The 17,852-nt window shown below is 64.9% G+C and carries 17 protein-coding genes; 3 read left to right on the top strand and 14 right to left on the bottom strand.

The features are described from left to right. Positions 1–91: 91 nt before the first annotated feature. From I6F09_RS27800 to glpD, 7 genes are all read right to left on the bottom strand, one after another. On the bottom strand, positions 92–1,834 hold the full coding sequence (locus tag I6F09_RS27800; RefSeq protein ID WP_036013842.1) for an ABC transporter substrate-binding protein: 1,743 nt from the start codon (positions 1,832–1,834) through the stop codon (positions 92–94). A gap of 130 nt (positions 1,835–1,964) precedes the next feature. Next, positions 1,965–2,294, bottom strand: a complete 330-nt coding sequence (locus tag I6F09_RS27805; RefSeq protein ID WP_225189527.1) for a DUF2160 domain-containing protein — start codon at positions 2,292–2,294, stop codon at positions 1,965–1,967. 10 nt (positions 2,295–2,304) lie between these two features. Beyond that, complete coding sequence (locus tag I6F09_RS27810; RefSeq protein ID WP_036013847.1) at positions 2,305–3,111, bottom strand: carbohydrate ABC transporter permease; 807 nt, start codon at positions 3,109–3,111, stop codon at positions 2,305–2,307. Continuing rightward, positions 3,111–4,085: a sugar ABC transporter permease gene (locus tag I6F09_RS27815; RefSeq protein WP_036013849.1), complete on the bottom strand. Its 975-nt coding sequence runs from the start codon at positions 4,083–4,085 to the stop codon at positions 3,111–3,113. Before I6F09_RS27815 ends, I6F09_RS27810 begins: the two co-directional genes overlap by 1 nt. After that, positions 4,085–5,170, bottom strand: a complete 1,086-nt coding sequence (locus I6F09_RS27820; RefSeq protein ID WP_225189528.1) for an ABC transporter ATP-binding protein — start codon at positions 5,168–5,170, stop codon at positions 4,085–4,087. Before I6F09_RS27820 ends, I6F09_RS27815 begins: the two co-directional genes overlap by 1 nt. A 14-nt stretch (positions 5,171–5,184) precedes the next feature. Next, complete coding sequence (locus I6F09_RS27825; RefSeq protein WP_057026248.1) at positions 5,185–6,261, bottom strand: ABC transporter ATP-binding protein; 1,077 nt, start codon at positions 6,259–6,261, stop codon at positions 5,185–5,187. Continuing rightward, on the bottom strand, positions 6,258–7,808 hold the full coding sequence (glpD, locus tag I6F09_RS27830; protein WP_036013856.1) for a glycerol-3-phosphate dehydrogenase: 1,551 nt from the start codon (positions 7,806–7,808) through the stop codon (positions 6,258–6,260). Before glpD ends, I6F09_RS27825 begins: the two co-directional genes overlap by 4 nt. Before the next feature lie 228 nt (positions 7,809–8,036). Here glpD and I6F09_RS27835 point away from each other — a divergent pair, with 228 nt between their 5' ends. Beyond that, positions 8,037–8,321: a type II toxin-antitoxin system Phd/YefM family antitoxin gene (locus I6F09_RS27835; RefSeq protein WP_036013857.1), complete on the top strand. Its 285-nt coding sequence runs from the start codon at positions 8,037–8,039 to the stop codon at positions 8,319–8,321. Next, a complete protein-coding gene (locus tag I6F09_RS27840; RefSeq protein WP_225189529.1) occupies positions 8,318–8,743 on the top strand; it encodes a type II toxin-antitoxin system VapC family toxin in 426 nt (141 codons plus the stop codon). Before I6F09_RS27835 ends, I6F09_RS27840 begins: the two co-directional genes overlap by 4 nt. Positions 8,744–8,746: 3 nt before the next feature. Here the strand turns inward: I6F09_RS27840 and I6F09_RS27845 are convergent, their stop codons facing one another. Both I6F09_RS27845 and I6F09_RS27850 read right to left on the bottom strand, forming a co-directional pair. Next, positions 8,747–9,592, bottom strand: a complete 846-nt coding sequence (locus tag I6F09_RS27845; RefSeq protein ID WP_036013860.1) for a DeoR/GlpR family DNA-binding transcription regulator — start codon at positions 9,590–9,592, stop codon at positions 8,747–8,749. Between the two features lie 106 nt (positions 9,593–9,698). Then, on the bottom strand, positions 9,699–10,385 hold the full coding sequence (locus tag I6F09_RS27850) for an HAD-IA family hydrolase (protein ID WP_036013861.1): 687 nt from the start codon (positions 10,383–10,385) through the stop codon (positions 9,699–9,701). Positions 10,386–10,537: 152 nt separating this feature from the next. Here I6F09_RS27850 and I6F09_RS27855 point away from each other — a divergent pair, with 152 nt between their 5' ends. Further along, positions 10,538–10,990, top strand: coding sequence for a nuclear transport factor 2 family protein (locus I6F09_RS27855; protein WP_036013866.1), 453 nt, complete (start codon positions 10,538–10,540; stop codon positions 10,988–10,990). A gap of 250 nt (positions 10,991–11,240) precedes the next feature. Here I6F09_RS27855 and I6F09_RS27860 read toward each other — a convergent pair whose 3' ends face one another. The 5 genes from I6F09_RS27860 to I6F09_RS27880 form a co-directional block, all read right to left on the bottom strand. Continuing rightward, positions 11,241–11,432, bottom strand: coding sequence for a hypothetical protein (locus tag I6F09_RS27860; RefSeq protein WP_036013862.1), 192 nt, complete (start codon positions 11,430–11,432; stop codon positions 11,241–11,243). Positions 11,433–11,666: 234 nt separating this feature from the next. Then, the gene (locus I6F09_RS27865; RefSeq protein ID WP_225147890.1) at positions 11,667–12,074 is read right to left on the bottom strand and encodes an acyl-CoA thioesterase; all 408 of its coding nucleotides are present in this window, start codon (positions 12,072–12,074) and stop codon (positions 11,667–11,669) included. Between the two features lie 7 nt (positions 12,075–12,081). Then, positions 12,082–14,178: a 3-hydroxyacyl-CoA dehydrogenase NAD-binding domain-containing protein gene (locus tag I6F09_RS27870; protein ID WP_225189530.1), complete on the bottom strand. Its 2,097-nt coding sequence runs from the start codon at positions 14,176–14,178 to the stop codon at positions 12,082–12,084. Positions 14,179–14,180: 2 nt separating this feature from the next. Next, entirely contained in the window at positions 14,181–15,464 is a 1,284-nt protein-coding gene (locus tag I6F09_RS27875; RefSeq protein WP_225147892.1) for an acetyl-CoA C-acetyltransferase, read from the bottom strand. Then, positions 15,464–17,731: an acyl-CoA dehydrogenase gene (locus tag I6F09_RS27880; RefSeq protein ID WP_225189531.1), complete on the bottom strand. Its 2,268-nt coding sequence runs from the start codon at positions 17,729–17,731 to the stop codon at positions 15,464–15,466. Before I6F09_RS27880 ends, I6F09_RS27875 begins: the two co-directional genes overlap by 1 nt. Between the last annotated feature and the right edge of the window lie 121 nt (positions 17,732–17,852).

Consider the following 17,852-nt stretch of genomic DNA (forward strand, 5'->3'; position numbering starts at 1 on the left):
AGGGTGTGAAAAACCCTCGCACCACAACGACAAAACAAAAAGGCCGGGATCGCTCCCGGCCTTTCGTGTTTGATATCGCTCTAAGCGCCGCTTACTTCACTTCCGCGCGCTTGGGCGGAGTGGCGGGCCACGACTTGATCAGGGTGTCGTAGTCCACCGTCTCGCCCTTCGGCTTCTCGTTGGCGAGCTTGCGCTGCGGCGCGATGGTGCCGTCCTTCTGGGCCTTGGCGAACCAGTACTCGGCCGACTCCTTCTTGTGCAGCTTCGGACCGCAGGCGCCCTGCACGCCGGACTTCTCCAGACGCTCCAGCACGGAGTCCTGGGCCGCCGCGAGAGCATCCATCGCCTGCTGCGGCGTCTTCGCACCGGACGACGCATCGCCGATGTTCTGCCACCACAGCTGCGCGAGCTTCGGATAGTCGGGCACGTTGTTGCCGGTCGGGGTCCACTGCACGCGCGCTGGCGAGCGGTAGAACTCGATCAGGCCGCCGAGCTTCGGCGCACGCTCGGTGAACGACTTGTCCCAGATGTCGGATTCACGGATGAAGGTGAGACCGACATGGCTCTTCTTCAAGCTCACCGACTTGGAGACGATGAACTGGAGATAGAGCCAGGCTGCCTTGCGGCGATCCGGCGGAGTCGACTTCAGCAGCGTGGCGGAGCCAGCGTCCTGGTAGCCGAGCTTCATGCCTTCCTTCCAATAGGAGCCGTGCGGCGACGGAGCCATACGCCACTTCGGCGTACCGTCCGCATTCACCACCGGCAGACCCGGCTTCACCATGTCGGCGGTGAAGGCGGTGTACCAGAACATCTGCTGAGCGATGTTACCCTGCGACGGCACGGGGCCGGACTCGGAGAAGGTCATGCCCTGCGCCTGCGGCGGGGCATACTTCTTCATCCAGTCGAGATACTTCGTGATCGAGTAGACTGCGGCCGGACCATTGGTGTCGCCGCCACGCTCCACCGAAGAGCCGACCGGGCGGCAGCCCTCCATGCGGATGCCCCATTCGTCGACCGGCAGACCGTTCGGAATGCCCTTGTCACCATTGCCGGCCATCGACAGCCAGGCGTCGGTGAAGCGCCATCCGAGCGAGGGGTCCTTCTTGCCATAGTCCATATGGCCGTAGACCTTGACGCCGTTGATCTCCTTGATGTCATTGGTGAAGAACTCGGCGATGTCCTCATAGGCGGACCAGTTCACGGGCACACCGAGCTCGTAGCCATACTTGGCCTTGAACTTGGCCTTGTAGTCGGCATTGGTGAACCAGTCGTAGCGGAACCAGTAGAGGTTCGCGAACTGCTGGTCGGGCAGCTGGTAGAGCTTGCCGTCCGGCCCGGTGCCGAACGACTTGCCGATGAAGTCGTTGACGTCGAGCATGGGGTTGGTGACGTCCTTGCCTTCACCGGTCATGTAGTCCGACAGCGCAATGGTCTGGCCGTAGCGGAAATGCGTGCCGATCAGGTCGGAGTCGTTGATCCAGCCGTCATAGACGTTCTTGCCCGACTGCATCTGGGTCTGCAACTTCTCGACGACGTCACCTTCCTGGATGAGATCGTGCTTGAGCTTGATGCCGGTGAGCTCGGAGAATGCCTTGGCGAGCGTCTGCGCCTCGTATTCATGAGTCGTGATCGTCTCGGAGACGACGTTGATCTCCATGCCCTTGAACGGCTCGGCGGCCTTGGCGAACCACTCCAGCTCCTTCTTCTGGTCCTCCTTCGACAGCGTCGAAGGCGTGAATTCCGCGATCCACTTCTGGATCACGGCCTCGTCGGCGGCGCGAACCGGCGCCGAGACGGCGAACGACACCGCGATGATCGCAGCGGCGCTGGACATGGTCAGAAAACTATTCTTGGTCAATGGACCTTTCCTTCTCCTAAACTGTCGCATGTTGTTCCTCCGTTGCAGCGACAAACTTTTATACAGGCCCGGGTTGGTCCCGGATCTGGCCGTCCCTTCGCAAGCTTCAGACCGTGCGGAAAATGAGCGCGGCCGTGACCAGCGAAATTCCTGATGCGAGCCACAGGCTCGAGATTTCAAACCCCTCCTCGCCGATAGGCAGCGTAGTGACCGCATCGGTGCCGACGAGGCCGATCCATGCGAGGTGGATGACGGCGGCCGCGATCAGCGAGATGAACAGTCGATCGCCGCGCGTGGTCGGGATGCGCAGCACGCCGACACGCTCGGCCTCGGGATAGACCGCGGCGAGCCAGGTCATCACGAGAAGCGTGCAGGCGAGCGCGGCGAAGAAGATCGCGGTCGGCAGCGTCCAGGCCATCCATGCGATGGATTCCATTGATGCCTCCTCAGACGCGGCCGAGCGCGAAACCGCGCGCGATGTAGTTGCGGACGAACCAGATCACCAGCGCGCCCGGAATAATGGTGAGCACCCCGGCGGCGGCGAGCAGGCCCCAATCCATGCCGGCCGCCGACACCGTACGCGTCATGATCGCTGCGATCGGCTTGGCATGCACCGACGTCAGCGTGCGCGCGAGCAAGAGCTCGACCCAGGAGAACATGAAGCAGAAGAAGGCGGCGACGCCGATGCCGCTCGCGATCAGCGGCACCAGGATCTTGATGAAGAAGCGCGGGAAGGAATAGCCGTCGAGGAACGCGGTCTCGTCGATCTCGCGCGGCACGCCGGAGACGAAGCCTTCGAGGATCCACACCGCGAGCGGCACGTTGAAGATGCAGTGCGCGAGCGCGACGGCCCAGGGGGTGTCGAACAGGCCGATCGCCGAATAGAGATTGAAGAACGGCAGCGCATAGACCGCCGCCGGCGCCATGCGGTTCGACAACAGCCAGAAGAATAAATGCTTGTCACCGAGGAAACGGTAGCGCGAGAAGGCGTAAGCCGCCGGCAGCGCCACGGCGATCGAGATGATGGTGTTGAGGACGACGTATTCGAGCGAATTGATGTAGCCCGAATACCAGCTCTCGTCGGTGAAGATGCGCTTGTAGTGCTGCAGCGTCGGAGTGTGCGGCCACAGCGTCATCGTCGAGACGATCTCGCTGTTGGTCTTGAAGCTCATGTTGACGAGCCAGTAGATCGGCAGCAGCAGGAAGATCAGGAACAGCCCCATGATGAGGCGACGGCCGGGGATCGAATGCATCAGGCCACTCCTTCCCTTGGCTCGAGTGCGGGCACGGGCTTGAGCGCGGCCGCGGGCTTGGGCTCCGCCGCCGGCTCGCTCGAAGCCTGGACTTTGCGTTCGACACCGGCATTGGTCATGACGGTGTAGAAGATCCAGCAGACGATCAGGATGATGAGGTTGTAGACCAGCGACAGCGCCGCGGCCTTGCCGAGGTCGAACTGGCCGAGCGCAATCTTGACCAGCTCGATCGACACGAAGGTGGTGGAATTGCCGGGCCCGCCACCGGTGACGACGAACGGCTCGGTGTAGATCATGAAGCTGTCCATGAAGCGCAGCAGCACCGCGATCAAGAGCACGCGGTTCATCTTTGGCAGCTGGATCGCCTTGAACACGGCCCAGCGCGAGGCGCCGTCGATCTGCGCGGCCTGGTAATAGGCTTCGGGAATCGACTTCAGGCCGGCATAGCACAGCAGCGCGACGAGGCTGGTCCAGTGCCAGACGTCCATCACGATGACCGTGAACCAGGCATCGATGTCGTTGGAGACGTAATTGTAATCGAAGCCCATGGCATTGAGGACGTAGCCGAGCAGGCCGATGTCGGGACGCCCGAAGATCTGCCAGATGGTGCCGACCACGTTCCAGGGGATCAGCAGCGGCAGCGCGAGAATGACGAGGCAGGCCGCGACGGTCCAGCCCTCGCGCGGCATCGACAACGCGACGACGATGCCGAGCGGCACCTCGATGGCCAAGATAACGAGCGAGAAGAACAGGTTGCGGCCGAGCGAAGCGAGGAAGCGGCCGCCGAGGTCGGTGGAGGGATCGAGCAGCTCCTTGAACCAGCCCACGCCGTTCCAGAAGAACTGGTTGTTGCCGAAGGTGTCCTGCATCGAATAGTTCACCACCGTCATCAGCGGCAGCACCGCCGAGAAGGCGACGACCAGGAACACCGGCAGCACCAGGAACCAGGCTTTTTGGTTGACGGTCTTGTCCATCAGGCGGCTCCCTCCACCAGAAGGCTGTCGGCATAGACGTGGACGTGCGACGGATCGAATTTCAGCCCGGCGGTACCGTCCGCGCTGGTGAAGCCGCCAGGAGCGCGCGCCGCGAGCTTGGCGTCGACGACGCGCACGCGCGCGAAGCGGATGCGGCCGAGATCGTCGATGCGCTCGATCTTGGCGGTGAGCAGGCCAGGTGCGGGCGCGACCACCTCGACGAATTCGGGACGGACGCCGATCTCGATCTTCGCCCCTGCAGGCAGGTTGTCGTAGCTGCGGTTCAGCGCGATGACGTGGCCGTCGATCCTGGCCTCGCGCCCCCTCACCTCGGCCGGCAGGATGTTCATGCCGGGCGAACCGATGAAATAGCCGACGAACGTATGCGCCGGCTTGTCGAACAGCTCGGCCGGCGTGCCGCTCTGCACGACGCGACCGTCATGCATGACCACGACGGTGTCGGCGAAGGTCAGCGCCTCGGTCTGGTCATGGGTGACATAGATCATCGTGAGGTCGAGCTCGCGATGCAGCGCCTTCAGCTTGGAGCGGAGCTGCCATTTCAGCTCGGGATCGATCACCGTCAGCGGCTCGTCGAACAGCACGGCGGCAACGTCGTTGCGCACGAGACCGCGGCCGAGCGAGATCTTCTGCTTGGCGTCGGCGGTCAGGCGCGTGGCCTTGCGGTTCAGATAGGGCTCGAGATCGAGCAGGCGACCGATCTCGGCGACGCGCCTGTCAACGTCGGCCTTTGGCACGCCGCGATTCTTCAGCGGAAACGCCAGATTCTCCCCCACCGTCATGGTGTCGTAGATCACCGGAAACTGGAACACCTGCGCGATGTTGCGCTTCTGGGTTGACAGCGGTGTGATGTCCTTGCCGTCGAACAGGATCTTCCCCCGCGACGGCGTGATGATGCCGGAGATGACGTTCAGCAGCGTGGTCTTGCCGCAGCCGGAGGGGCCGAGCAGCGCATAGGCGCCGCCCTGCCGCCAGGTCATGGTGACAGGCTTGAGCGCAAAGCTCTCCTGCGGCGCATCGTTGCCGCCGTAGGAATGGGCGAGATCGACGAGGTCAATGCGGGCCATGGCGCATCTCCCTCCTAAGAGCCCGGTGCCGCGACCAGACGGTCGGCAGCATCGAAGACGAAGACATCATTGGGATCGAGCACGGCATCGAGCATCTGGCCCGGCTCGAACTCGTGCACGCCGTGCAGCACCGCCACCCAATTCGATCCGTCGCGGGTCAGGTGCACGAAGCTCTCCGAACCCGTGATCTCGGTCACCGTGACAGTGGCGTGGAAGGCGTGACGGTCGGCCTCGCCATTGGCAAGCCCGAGCTGATGGGCACGAAAGCCGACGCGATAGAAGCCGTCGGGCAGACCGGCATAAAGCCCGGACGCGGGCGCTGCACTCCCGCCCGCATATTGGACCATGCCGTTCCCCTTCTCGAGGCCCACGAGATTCAGCGGCGGATCCGAAAACACCTGCGCAACGCGCAAGGTCTGCGGCCGGCGATAGACATTGGTGGTCTCACCCATCTGCAGCGCCTGGCCCTCCCACATGCACACCGTGTTGCCGCCGAGCAGCAGCGCCTCGGTCGGCTCGGTTGTGGCATAGACGAAGATCGCGCCGGAGGCCTCGAAGATGCGCGGCAGCTCCGCCCGCAGCTCCTCGCGCAGCTTGTAGTCGAGATTGGCGAGCGGCTCGTCGAGCAGCACGAGGTCGGCGCCCTTGACCAGCGCGCGTGCGATCGCGGTGCGCTGCTGCTGGCCGCCGGAGAGCTGGAGCGGCGTGCGCTTCAGGAACGGCTCGAGCCGCAGCAGCTTTGCGGCCTCGGCGACGCGCGCCTCGATCTCGTCGCGCGGCTTGCCCTGCACGCGCAGGGGCGAGGCGATGTTCTCGTAGACCGTGAGCGAGGGGTAGTTGATGAACTGCTGGTACACCATCGCGACCGAGCGCTGGCGCACGTCGGCGCCGGTGACGTCCTTGCCGTTGACGAACACCTTGCCCGTGGTCGGCTTGTCGAGGCCGGCGAGCAACCGCATGATCGAGGTCTTGCCTGACAGCGTCGGCCCGAGCAGCACGTTGAGCGTACCGCTCTCGAGCGTCAGCGAGACGTCACGGATGTGCGGCACGCCTTCCACGGTCCGGGTCACGTGATCGAGTGTCACGGTCATGAGCGTCCTCCCGTTTCCAGCAGGGGACTTTGCGCCACGGCATGGCTCCTGATCCAGTCGTCGAGGGTCGCGATCTCGTCGGCAGATAGTCGCAGGCCGAGCTTGGAACGGCGCCAGACCACGTCGTCGGCGGTGACGGCCCATTCGTTGGCCATGAGATAGCGGACCTCGCGCTCGGTTAGCGTGGCGCCGAAGGCCTGGCCGAGATCCGCAGCCGATTTTGCATCGCCGAGCAGCTTGATGGCACGGGTGCCATAGGCGCGCGCCAGGCGCCGCGCATGCTCATGGCTGAGGAAGGGATAGCCGCGCTGCAGCTCGGCGATCAGGCCGTCGATGTCGGATACGTTCATGTCACCGCCCGGCAGCGGCCATTTGCCGGTCCAGCCCTCGCGCGCTTTCGCACTGCGCAAGTAAGGCGCAAGGCGCTCCAGGGCCTCTTCGGCGAGCCTGCGATAGGTCGTGATCTTGCCGCCATAGATCGACAGCAGCGGCACGCCGCCGGGCGTGTCGAGCTCGAACACGTAGTCGCGCGTCGCGGCCTTGGCCTCGCTGGCGCCGTCGTCATAGAGCGGACGCACGCCGGAATAGGTCCAGACCACGTCGGTGGGCGCGACGGGCTTGGCCAGATATTCGCTGGCCGCCTTGCAGAGATACTCGATCTCTTCAGTCGTCGCCTTCACCTTGGCGGGATCGCCGTCATAGTCGCGGTCGGTGGTGCCGATCAGCGTGAAGTCGTCCTGGTACGGGATCACGAATATGATGCGGCCATCGGCATTCTGGAACATGTAGGCGCGGTCGTGGTCGTAGAGCTTCTTCACGACGATGTGCGAGCCCTGCACCAGGCGCACCTTGGCTTTCGCATTCACGCCGGCGCCGCGGCCGAGCACGTCCTCGACCCAGGGCCCGCCGGCATTGATCAGCGCCTTGGCCTGGATCTGCGAGCGCGCGCCGGTCAGCGTATCGACCATGCTGACGGTCCAGACGCCGTCCGACTGGCGAATCTCGGTGGCGCGGGTTCGGGTGCGGATCTCGGCGCCCTTGTCGGCGGCATCGCGCGCATTGAGCACGACGAGGCGGGCGTCGTCGACGAAGCAGTCCGAATATTCGAAGGCGCGGCTGTAGCGGTTCGGGATCAGCGGCTTGCCGACCTCATCGCGCTTGAGATCGACCGAGCGGGTCGCCGGCAACAGGTGGCGGCCGCCGATGTGATCATAGAGGAAGAGGCCGAGGCGCAGCAGCCAGGCCGGGCGCAGGCCGGCGTGATGCGGCAGAACGAAACGCAGGGGCCGGATGATGTGGGGCGCGATGCCCCAGAGGATCTCGCGCTCGATCAGCGCCTCGCGGACCAGCCGAAACTCGTAATATTCGAGATAGCGCAGGCCGCCATGCACGAGCTTGGTCGACCACGACGATGTCCCGCTCGCCAGATCGTTCATTTCGCACAGGAAAACGGTATTGCCGCGGCCCACCGCGTCGCGCGCGATGCCGCAGCCGTTAACACCGCCTCCGATGATGGCGAGATCGAAAATACGCTCCAACAGACGCATCCCCCGGCGACCGCCCGTTCCATCGAGCGGCTACTTTCGCTTTTGATTAGATCATACCGAAAAACGAAAGCAAGATGAAAGAGAGGCGAAAGGAAGCGAAAGCGGAAGTTTCTTGGTGAGCAAGAGGAGTTCATGTTGGGCAGCGCCACGGCGATTTGGGAGGCACCAGCACCTTGATTGGTCAGCGTCGAGCGATTATAGTCATACTAGTCAAAATGGTTTATCCCTATGGTCAATCGTAACGTTGAACCCGACGCGCTTCCAACGAATGACAGCTGGACGTTGGCCAATGCCAAGGCGCGACTGTCCGAGGTGCTCGACCGCGCCCAGACCGGCCCGCAGGTCATCACCCGTCACGGCAAGCCGAATGCCGTCATCGTTTCCGTCGAGGAATGGGCGCGCAAGACAGCGCGCAAGGGCACCCTGGCCGAATTCCTGCTGGCCTCGCCATTACGCGGCGTTGACCTTGAACTCGACCGGCTGCACGACGCGCCACGCGACGAAGTGCCATGAACCTTTTGCTGGACACCAACGTGCTTTCGGAAGTTCAGCGGCCCGCGCCTTCGCCAAAAGTTGTGGCATGGCTGGATAGGATCGATGAGGACCGTGCGTTCATCAGCGTCGCCTCGATCGCCGAGCTTCGCCGTGGCATCGCATTGCTTGAGGATGGTCGCCGACGCACCGCGCTGGCCGTCTGGCTTGCCCACGATTTGCCTGCGCGGTTTGCCGAGCGCGTCCTGCCGATCGACCAAACAGTGGCCGAGCGTTGGGGTGACCTCATGGCGCAGAGCCGCAGGAGCGGCGTCGCATTGTCCGTCATGGACGGCTTCTTTGCGGCGACTGCGCTGGTCAACGATCTCACACTCGTCACACGCAACGTGAAGGATTTTGCGGCCTTCGGCGTTCCGCTGCTCAACCCCTGGGACGACGCTTAGCCTCTATCTCAGCCGCACCACTGGTGCGGCTTCCGGTGCGGCATCCTGCACCTCGGCCGACGCATCGTCGACCTCCGCGCCCTTCGGCATCGCCTCGACCACCTCGATGCCCTTGCTGTGGCAGATGGTGGCGAGGCGCTCGGGCAGCTCCTGGTCGGTGACGAAGGTCTGGATCTGGGTGATGTGGGCGATGCGCACCGGCGCGCTGCGGCGAAGTTTTGTGGAATCGGCGACCAGCATGACGCTGCGGGCATTGGCGATGATGGCCTGCGCCACCTGCACCTCGCGGTAGTCGAAGTCGAGCAGCGCGCCCTCCTCGTCGATCGCCGAGGCGCCGATGATGGCATAGTCGACCTTGAACTGTCCGATCAGCTGCGTCGCGGTCGAGCCGACCACGGCGCCATCGGCGCGCCGCACCGTGCCGCCGGCGACCACCACCTCGATGCGCGGATGGCGGTAGAGCAGCATGGCGACATTGAGGTTGTTGGTGATGACGAGCAGATCCTCATGCGAGGTCAGCGCGCTCGCCACCTCCTCCGTCGTGGTGCCGATGTTGATGAAGAGCGAGCAGCCGTTCGGGATCAGCGAGGCGGCGGCAGCGCCAATCGCCTTCTTCTCGTCGGCGGCGACGAAGCGGCGCGCCTCATAGGCGAGGTTTTCCACGCCCGAGGCGATGATGGCGCCGCCATGGATGCGGGTCAGCGAACGCCGCTCACAGAGATCGTTGAGATCCTTGCGGATGGTCTGCGCCGACACCTCGAAGCGGCGCGCCAGCTCCTCGACCATGACGCGGCCGGAGGCGCGCGCGATGTTGAGGATTTCGGCTTGGCGATGGGTCAATCCGGTCACGGCAAAGGCCTCAAATCAGAATGATGCATGGTGCGGCGGTTCGCGCCTGCGGTCAATGCGGACGCCGATCACGGTTGACGGATAAAGGTCCTCACCCCGCCATTTCTCACCATGCCATGGCACTTGCAAGACGTGCGAGCAGCGTCGGGTCGTCGAACGCGCTGGCGGAGGCGACCGCGCCTGCTCCAACCAGGTCAGCATGGCTGAGGCTGGTGCGGATGCCGACAGTCGGAATGCCGGCGGCCGTTGCGGACTGCACGCCGGTGCGGGAGTCCTCGAATGCGATCGAGGCTCGCGGGCTCGCGCCGACGAAACGCAGCCCCTCCTGATAGGGCAGCGGATGCGGCTTGCCGTGCGGCAGCTCGGCGCCGATCACCAGCGCCTTGAAACGATGCGTGATGCCGAGTCCTGAGAGCAGCAGCTCGGCGTTGAGACGCGGCGCGTTGGTCACGGCGACCATGGGGATGCCGGCGCCATCGGCGCGGTCGAGCAGCGCCATCAGGCCCGGCAGCGGCGCGATCTGCCCGGCCACCAGCGTGCGGAAGACCTCCTCCTTCTCTTCGAGGATGAGGGCGCGCCGCTCCGGCGCCTCGTGGGGCAGAAAGCGCTCGCCGATCGCTACATTGGCGAAGCCCTGCAGCTCGAGGGAGAAACGTGCGTGATCGAAGACGTGTCCGTGCGGGCCGAGCACCTGGTTGAAAGCCTTCAAGTGCAACGGATCGGTGTCGGCGAGCGTGCCGTCGATGTCGAACAACAGCGCCCGGCCCATTCCATCGTGTTTGGTCTCGATCATTTCCGTACTTTCCCAAATGCGCGGCGCATCGATGCGGAAGGCGTATCAATACGGCCTCGATCGCGCAATGACGCATCCACATGAGGCAGGTGACACTCGACAAAGTCGCGTGCGACTGCAACACTGATTGCAAGATCAAAAAGGAGGAAACGATGACGATCAACCGACGGGATCTGGCTCTCTCGACGCTCGCCGTGTCCGCGCTTGCGTTCGCCACGCCGGCGCTCGCCGCTTCGGCAGACGAGGACGCCGTGGCGAAGAGGGTCGAGGCCTTCCGCCTCGCCCAGATCGCGGCCGATCCCAAGGCGCTCGGCGCGCTCTGCGCGGAGGAACTGAGCTACAGCCATTCCAGCGGCAAGGTCGAAGACAAGGCGGCGTTCATCGCCAACGCCACCGACGGCAAATCGAAATTTCTGTCCATCGAATACAAGGATCCCACCATCAAGGTCGTCGGCCCCGCAGCGATCGTGCGTTTCCACTGGCTGGGCGAGCAGGAGATGGCGGCCGATGGGAAAAAAGTATCGACCAACCTTCACATCCTGATGAACTGGCAGAAGCAAGGCGACGAGTGGAAGCTGTTGTCGCGGGCGGCGACGAAGTTGTGATCACGTCTTTCCCCTCTCCCCTTGCGGGAGAGGGTGGCTTCGCAAAGCGAAGCCGGGTGAGGGGGTATCTATCCGCGGATCTAACTCTCTATTGAATTCGCGGAGCCAACCCCTTATCCGGCGCTTCGCGCCACCTTCTCCCGCATCCGCCTTCGCCAAGGCTTCGGCGGACATGAGGGGAGAAGGAAGAAGGCAGCAACATCAAGGGCGGCAAAAAATTCCGACCACGCCTCGCGGGCCGGAATGACAGTTACGCCGCCTCCTTCACGTCGCCATTCACCAGCCTGCGCGCGGCGCGCTCGGCTTCGCGGGCGTTGCGGAAGAGCTGGCCTTCGAGACGGTTGAAGCGGTGCGATGAGGCGAAGAAGCAGTAGCCTCCAGAAGAACGAACGACGATACCTGCGGTCTGCGAATCGACTTCGATGATGTAGCTGTCCGGCATAGTCCGTGGCTTCCTCAGTGCGGGCAAACAACGGCGCTCCTGCCCAAAGGTTCCCAAGGGCATTTGCGGCGTTTCCACCCCGAATCGACACGCAATTGAGTACGCCGGGACCTCATCCGTTTTATGACTGGTTCTTGACTGGTTCTTGGCGAAGCCGCGACGATGTGACTTGCTCGTGCCGCGTTCTGCGGCGCTGCAAGGCCTCGCAATATGGGGACAGTGCGTCGCGCGCGATTACGTCGCGATCGGCGGATCGTTTTGCTGGATCGCCTGGGGACGGCCGTGGTCGTCGATCGAGACGTAGGTGAAATGACCGTCGGTGACGAGGAACGGATGCAACTCCTTGCGCCGCAATGCCCAGGCCTCGAGATGCACGGTCAGCGAGGTGCGCCCGACGCGCACGAGATTGGCGTAGACCGAGACGAGATCGCCGACATAGACCGCTTTGCGAAAATTCATCGCCTCGATCGCGACCGTCACGGTGCGCGACCGCGCGACCTTCGAGGCGAACACGCCGCCGCCGACGTCCATCTGGCTGAGCAGCCAGCCGCCGAAGATGTCGCCATTGGCATTGGTGTCGGCCGGCATCGCCAGCGTGCGGATGCAGAGATCCCCGCTCGGTCCGGCCGCTTGTTCGCTCATATGGGTCTCACTTGAAATTGTCCCAGCCCGGATCGGGCGCGAAGCGCGCCCCGAATCGTTCCGCCAGCGCGCGCAGAGTGGATACGATGTTCTCCACGCCGCGCGTGCGCGCGTAATTCAGCGGGCCACCGCGGAAGGGTGCATAACCGGTGCCGAAGATCATGGCGCCATCGACCGCGTCGGCATCGTCGACAATGCCCTCGCGAAGCGCCGCGACGCAGACATTGGACATCGGCAACACCAGGCGGTCGATCATCTGGTCGGTGACCCGCGGTCCGGTCTCCGGCAACGCTGCTTTCTCCGCCTTGCCGTCCTTCCACGTGTAAAAGCCCTTGCCGGTCTTGCGGCCGAGCTCGCCCTTGGCGACCTTCTCGCGCAGCCAGGCCGGCGTCGGCGGCAGGAGATCGCCGAACTTGGTGCGCAGCATGTCGCCGACGGCGAGGCAGATGTCGAGCCCGACCTGATCGGCCAGCTCGATCGGACCCATCGGCATGCCGAACTGCTCGGCCGCTTCATCGATCAGGCGCTGGTCGATCTTCTCGTCCAGCATCACCATCGCTTCCAGCATGTAAGGCGTCAGCGCACGGTTGACGAGGAAGCCCGGCGAGCTCTTTACAGGAAGCGGCAGGCGGTCGATCGCGCCGACGAAGGCGAGCGCGTCCTGCAGAACCTCAGGGGCGTTGCCGTCATGGCTGACGACCTCGACCAGGTGCAGCCGCGACACCGGATTGAAGAAATGCAGCCCCACCAGCCGCTCCGGCCGTGCCAGGCCATTGCGCAGATCCTGGAGCGGAATGCTCGACGTATTGGTTGCGAGGATCGCGCCCGGCTTCATCCGCGGCTCGAGCCCGGCATAGACCTTCTGTTTCAGCTCCAACTTCTCCGGCACCGCCTCGATGATGAGATCGGCGTTGCGGACGCCCTCGCCGTCCATGTCGGGAATGAGGCGGTCGAGCGCGTCGCGCTCGTCGGTGGGCTTGCGGATGATCTTGCCGTAGAGGTCGGCCGCGCGTTTGACCGCGCCTGCGATCGGCTCCGGCTTCATGTCGGCGAGCGACACGCGAACGCCCTGCCCCGCACACCAGGCCGCGATGTCGCCGCCCATCGCGCCGGCGCCGATGACATGGACATGCTTCACCGTGCTGCCGGCGCCTGCCGCCTTCTTCATCTGCTCGCGCAGGAAGAAGACCCGGATCAGATTCTGCGCGGTCGGCGTCACCATCAGCTTGGCGAACGAGGCCTGTTCCGCCTTCAGCATCGCGGATTTGCTGCCGCCATGCGCTTCCCAGAGATCGATCAGCGCATAGGGCGCCGGATAATGCTCGCGCGATGCGGCCTTCGCGGCCTCCGCTCGCATGCGCTTGGCCAGCAGGCCGCGCACCGGCCCGAGATTGGCGGCACGCATCAGCAGACCAGGCTTGGCCCGCTTCAGACGGCCGAACAGCGCATCCTTCACCGCGCCCTGGACATGCCGCTCCTGCGTCACGGTGTCGACGAGGCCGAGCGATCTGGCTCGGCGCGCATCGATGGTGCGCCCGGTCAGCATCAGCGCCATCGACTGCGTCGGATTGACGAGCGCAGTGAAACGCGCGGTGCCGCCTAGGCCGGGATGCAGGCCGAGCATCACCTCCGGGAAGCCGAAACGCGCCCCATCGATGGCGATGCGCGCCTGGCAGGCCAGCGCCACCTCAAGCCCGCCGCCGAGGCAGAAACCGTGGATGACCGCGACCGTCGGCAGCCTCAAGGCTTCCAGATGGTCGACCACCGCATGCGCGGCGCGGATGCGCGTCTCCACCATGCCGGGATCGTTGGCACCGCGGAATTCATTGACGTCGGCGCCGGCAATGAAGCCGGACGGCTTTGCCGAGCGGATGACGAGACCGGCGGGGCGCTCGGTCTCGATCGCCGCGAGCACGGCGTCGAACTCCTCCATCACGTCGGAGGACAGGGTGTTGGCGCTGGCATCAGCGCGGTCGAACAGCAGCCAGGCGACGCCGTCTTCATCTCGCGTCAGCTTGAAGTGCTTGTAGGGACCATCCGGCGCAGGGCGCGGCCCGAGCTCCAGCACGCGGTCGGCGAGCACGGTCATGATCTTGGAATCCATGGTCATACCGCCTCGATCAGCATGGCGCCGCCGAGCCCGCCGCCGATGCATTCGGTGGCAATTCCGCGCCGCGTGCCGAGCCGCTTCATCGCGTTGACGAGATGCAGCACGATGCGGTTGCCGGAGGTGCCGACGGGGTGGCCCAGCGAAATCGCACCGCCGTCGACGTTCAGCCTCTCGCGGTCGATCTCGCCGGCCGCGCCGTCGAGCCGCAATATTTCGCGGCAGAACTTGTCGTCGTTCCAGGCGGCGAGACAGCCGAGCACTTGCGTTGCAAAAGCCTCGTTCAGCTCCCAGGTCTCGACGTCCTTGAGGGTGAGGTCGTTGCGCTTCAGCAGCGGCGTCACCGACATCACCGGACCGAGCCCCATGATGCTGGGGTCGAGCGCGGCCCAATGGCTGTCGACGATCGCAGCTTTCGGCGTCAGCTTGTGCTTTGCAACGGCAGCGTCAGAGGCGAGGATCACCCAGGAGGCACCGTCGGTGATCTGCGAGGAATTGCCGGCGGTAACCTGGCCCCACGGGCGTTCGAACACCGGCCGGAGCTTGGCGAGCGTCTCCGCCGTCGAATCCGGGCGCACGCCATCGTCGTGGTCGAAGAACTTGCCGTCGCGGGAAAACGCGGTTTCGACCTCGCCTTTCAGATAACCCGCGCTTTGCGCATGCGCGAGCCGGCGATGACTCTCGGCCGCATAGGCATCCGACTGCGCGCGCGTGATGCCGAAGAGATGGCCGACGACCTCGGCTGTCTGGCCCATGTTCAGCTCGGTGACGGGATCGGTCAGGCCGCGCTCGAGGCCGATGATTGGCTTGAGATCGCGCGGCCTCAGCTTGAACGCCGAGGCGAGCTTCGCGGCCATGCCCTTTGCGGTGGCAAGGCCGGCGAACCAGCGCACGCCGGAATTCGGCCAGACCAGCGGCGCGTGGCTGAGCGCCTCGGTGCCGCCGGCCAAAACCATGTCGGCATGGCCTTCGCGGATATAGCGGTAGGCGGTGTCGATCGACTGCATGCCCGAGCCGCAATTGATCTGCACGGTGAAGGCGACCATGTCCTCGCCCATGCCGAGCCGGAGCGCGGCGACGCGGGCCGGGTTCATCTCGTCCGCGATCACGTTGACGCAGCCGAGGATGACCTGGTCGAAGCTATCGGGCGAGAACGGCTGGCGCGCCAGCAGCGGTCGGCCGCATTGCACGGCGAGATCGACCGGCGTGAACGGCCCTGGCCCCGAACGCGCCTTCAGGAACGGCGTCCGGCTGCCGTCGACGATGAATACCGGTCGTGCCATCAGCTCGCCGCCCTCTGCTCACCGAGTTCCTGGAAGAACTGATGCACATTGACGGTTTTCTTGTAAATCGGCGACAGCGCCTCCGGCGCAAAATCGTCGACCTCTATCACTTTTGTGACGGCTTCGCGGGCAGCGGCGAGTTGCTCGCCCTCGGCTTGCGTGATTACGCCCTTGGTCACCGCCTCCTTCCAGTCGCGGATATGCGCAGCACGCATGCGCCTGGCGATCGCATCCGTCGCCGCGACCAGCTTGAACGCGCGCTCCAGCCGGGCAAAGCCGCCGTCGTCGTCGACATGGGCCAGATCCGGCGTGAGGCGCGCGCGTGCCGCCGACGGCTCCAGCACGATGGCAGCGCATTGGTGCACGATGCGGTCGGACGGGCCGAGCACGCGGGCGCCGAACGGCTGCACCACGAGCCTGAGGAAGCCGGCGACGAAGCGGTTCGGCAGATTGGCCAGGATTTCGGCGAGCCGGTTCTCGATGGTTTTGAACCCGGTCGCCATGCACCATTCCAGCGCGGCAAAATCCTCCTTCTGCCGCCCCTCGTCCTGCCAGCGCTTCAGCGCGGCCGAGAGCAGATAGAGCTCGGACAGGATGTCGCCGAAGCGGGCCGACAGCATTTCCTTGCGCTTGAGCGCGCCGCCGAGCGTCAGCAGCGCCATGTCGGCGCAGAGCGCAAAGGCCGCCGAGTAGCGCGAGAGCTGGCGATAGAAGGGCGTGGCATCGCCCGCATCGGGCACTGGGGCGAATGCGCCAAAGGTCCAGCTGCGACCCATGGCGCGGAAGAGTGTCCTGAAGCTGTGGCCGACATGCTTCCAGAACGCCTTGTCGAACGCGCCGAGGCCGCGCTCGCGATCGCTATCGGCGAGCGCGTTCATCTCGTCGAGCAGGTAAGGATGGGCGCGGATGGCTCCTTGTCCGAACACGATGAGATTGCGGGTCAGGATGTTGGCGCCTTCGACGGTGATGCCGACCGGCACGGCGCGGTGGAGATTGCCGAGATAGTTTTGCGGACCGTCGATCACGGCCTTGCCGCCATGGATGTCCATGGCGTCGTCGACCGCGGTGCGCATCCGCTCAGTCGCGTGCAGCTTCATGATGCCGGAGATGACGGCGGGATGGATGCCGGCGTTCAGTGCCGCGCAGGTGAGCCGGCGCGCGGCGTCGAGCTGGTAGGCGGTCGCGACGATGCGGGCGAGCGGCTCCTCGACGCCTTCGAACTTGGAGATCGAGATGCCGAACTGCTCGCGGATGCGCGCATAGGCGCCGGTGGTGCGCGCGGCATAGGCGGCCCCGGCCGCCGACAGCGACGGCAGCGAGATGCCGCGGCCGGCGGCGAGCGCGGTCATCAGCATCTTCCAGCCCTGCCCCAGCCGCTCCTTGCCGCCGATGACGTAGTCGAGCGGGATGAAGACGTCGCGGCCCCAATTCGGGCCGTTCTGAAAGACCTGCATCGAGGGCAGATGACGCTGCCCGATCTCGACGCCGGGCAGGTTCGTCGGGATCAGCGCCACGGTGATGCCGAGTTCTTCCCGGCTGCCCACGAGATGATCGGGATCATAGGCCTTGAAGGCAAGACCGAGCAACGTCGCGACGGGACCGAGCGTAATGTAGCGCTTGTGCCAGTTGAGGCGGAGGCCGACGACCTCGCGACCCTCGAATTCGCCCTTGCAGATGATGCCGGTGTCGACCATCGAGGCGGCGTCGGAGCCGGCTTCCGGGCTGGTGAGGCCGAAGCAGGGAATCTCGCGGCCGTCGGCGAGGCGCGGCAGCCAGCGCTGCTGCTGCTCTGTGGTGCCGAAGCGCATCAGGAGCTCGCCCGGGCCGAGCGAGTTCGGCACCATCACGGTGACCGCGGCCGCGATCGAGCGGGTCGAGATCTTGCGCACCACTTCCGAATGCGCGTAGGGCGAGAAGCCGAGGCCGCCGTACTCCTTCGGAATGATCATGCCGAAGAATTTCTCGCGCTTGACGAAGTGCCAGACGTCCGGCGGCAGGTCGCGCGACTCCCAAAAGATCTTCCACTCATCGAGCATGGCGCAGAGCTCGTCGACGGGGCCATTGAGGAAGGCCCGCTCCTCGTCCGTCAGCGTCGCCTGCGGGACGTTCAGCAGCTTCGACCAGTCGGGGTTGCCGGTGAAGAGATCGGCATCCCACCAGACGTCCCCCGCCTCCAGCGCCTCGCGCTCGGTGTCGGACATCGCCGGCAGCACGCCGCGCGCCCATGAGAAGATCGGCTTTGTGATGGTGTCGCGGCGGAAGCTCATGGCGGACCTCATGCATCGGCGCGGTTTTCGGGCATTTTAGCGGAAAGTGGCTGGCGGAGGCGAACATCTCGCCTGCAACATTGACGCGGCCGGGCGGCCGCCCGAGCCATAACGGCGGGGG

The sequence above is a fragment of the Bradyrhizobium sp. IC3195 genome (assembly GCF_020193585.1).
Classification (GTDB): domain Bacteria; phylum Pseudomonadota; class Alphaproteobacteria; order Rhizobiales; family Xanthobacteraceae; genus Bradyrhizobium; species Bradyrhizobium yuanmingense.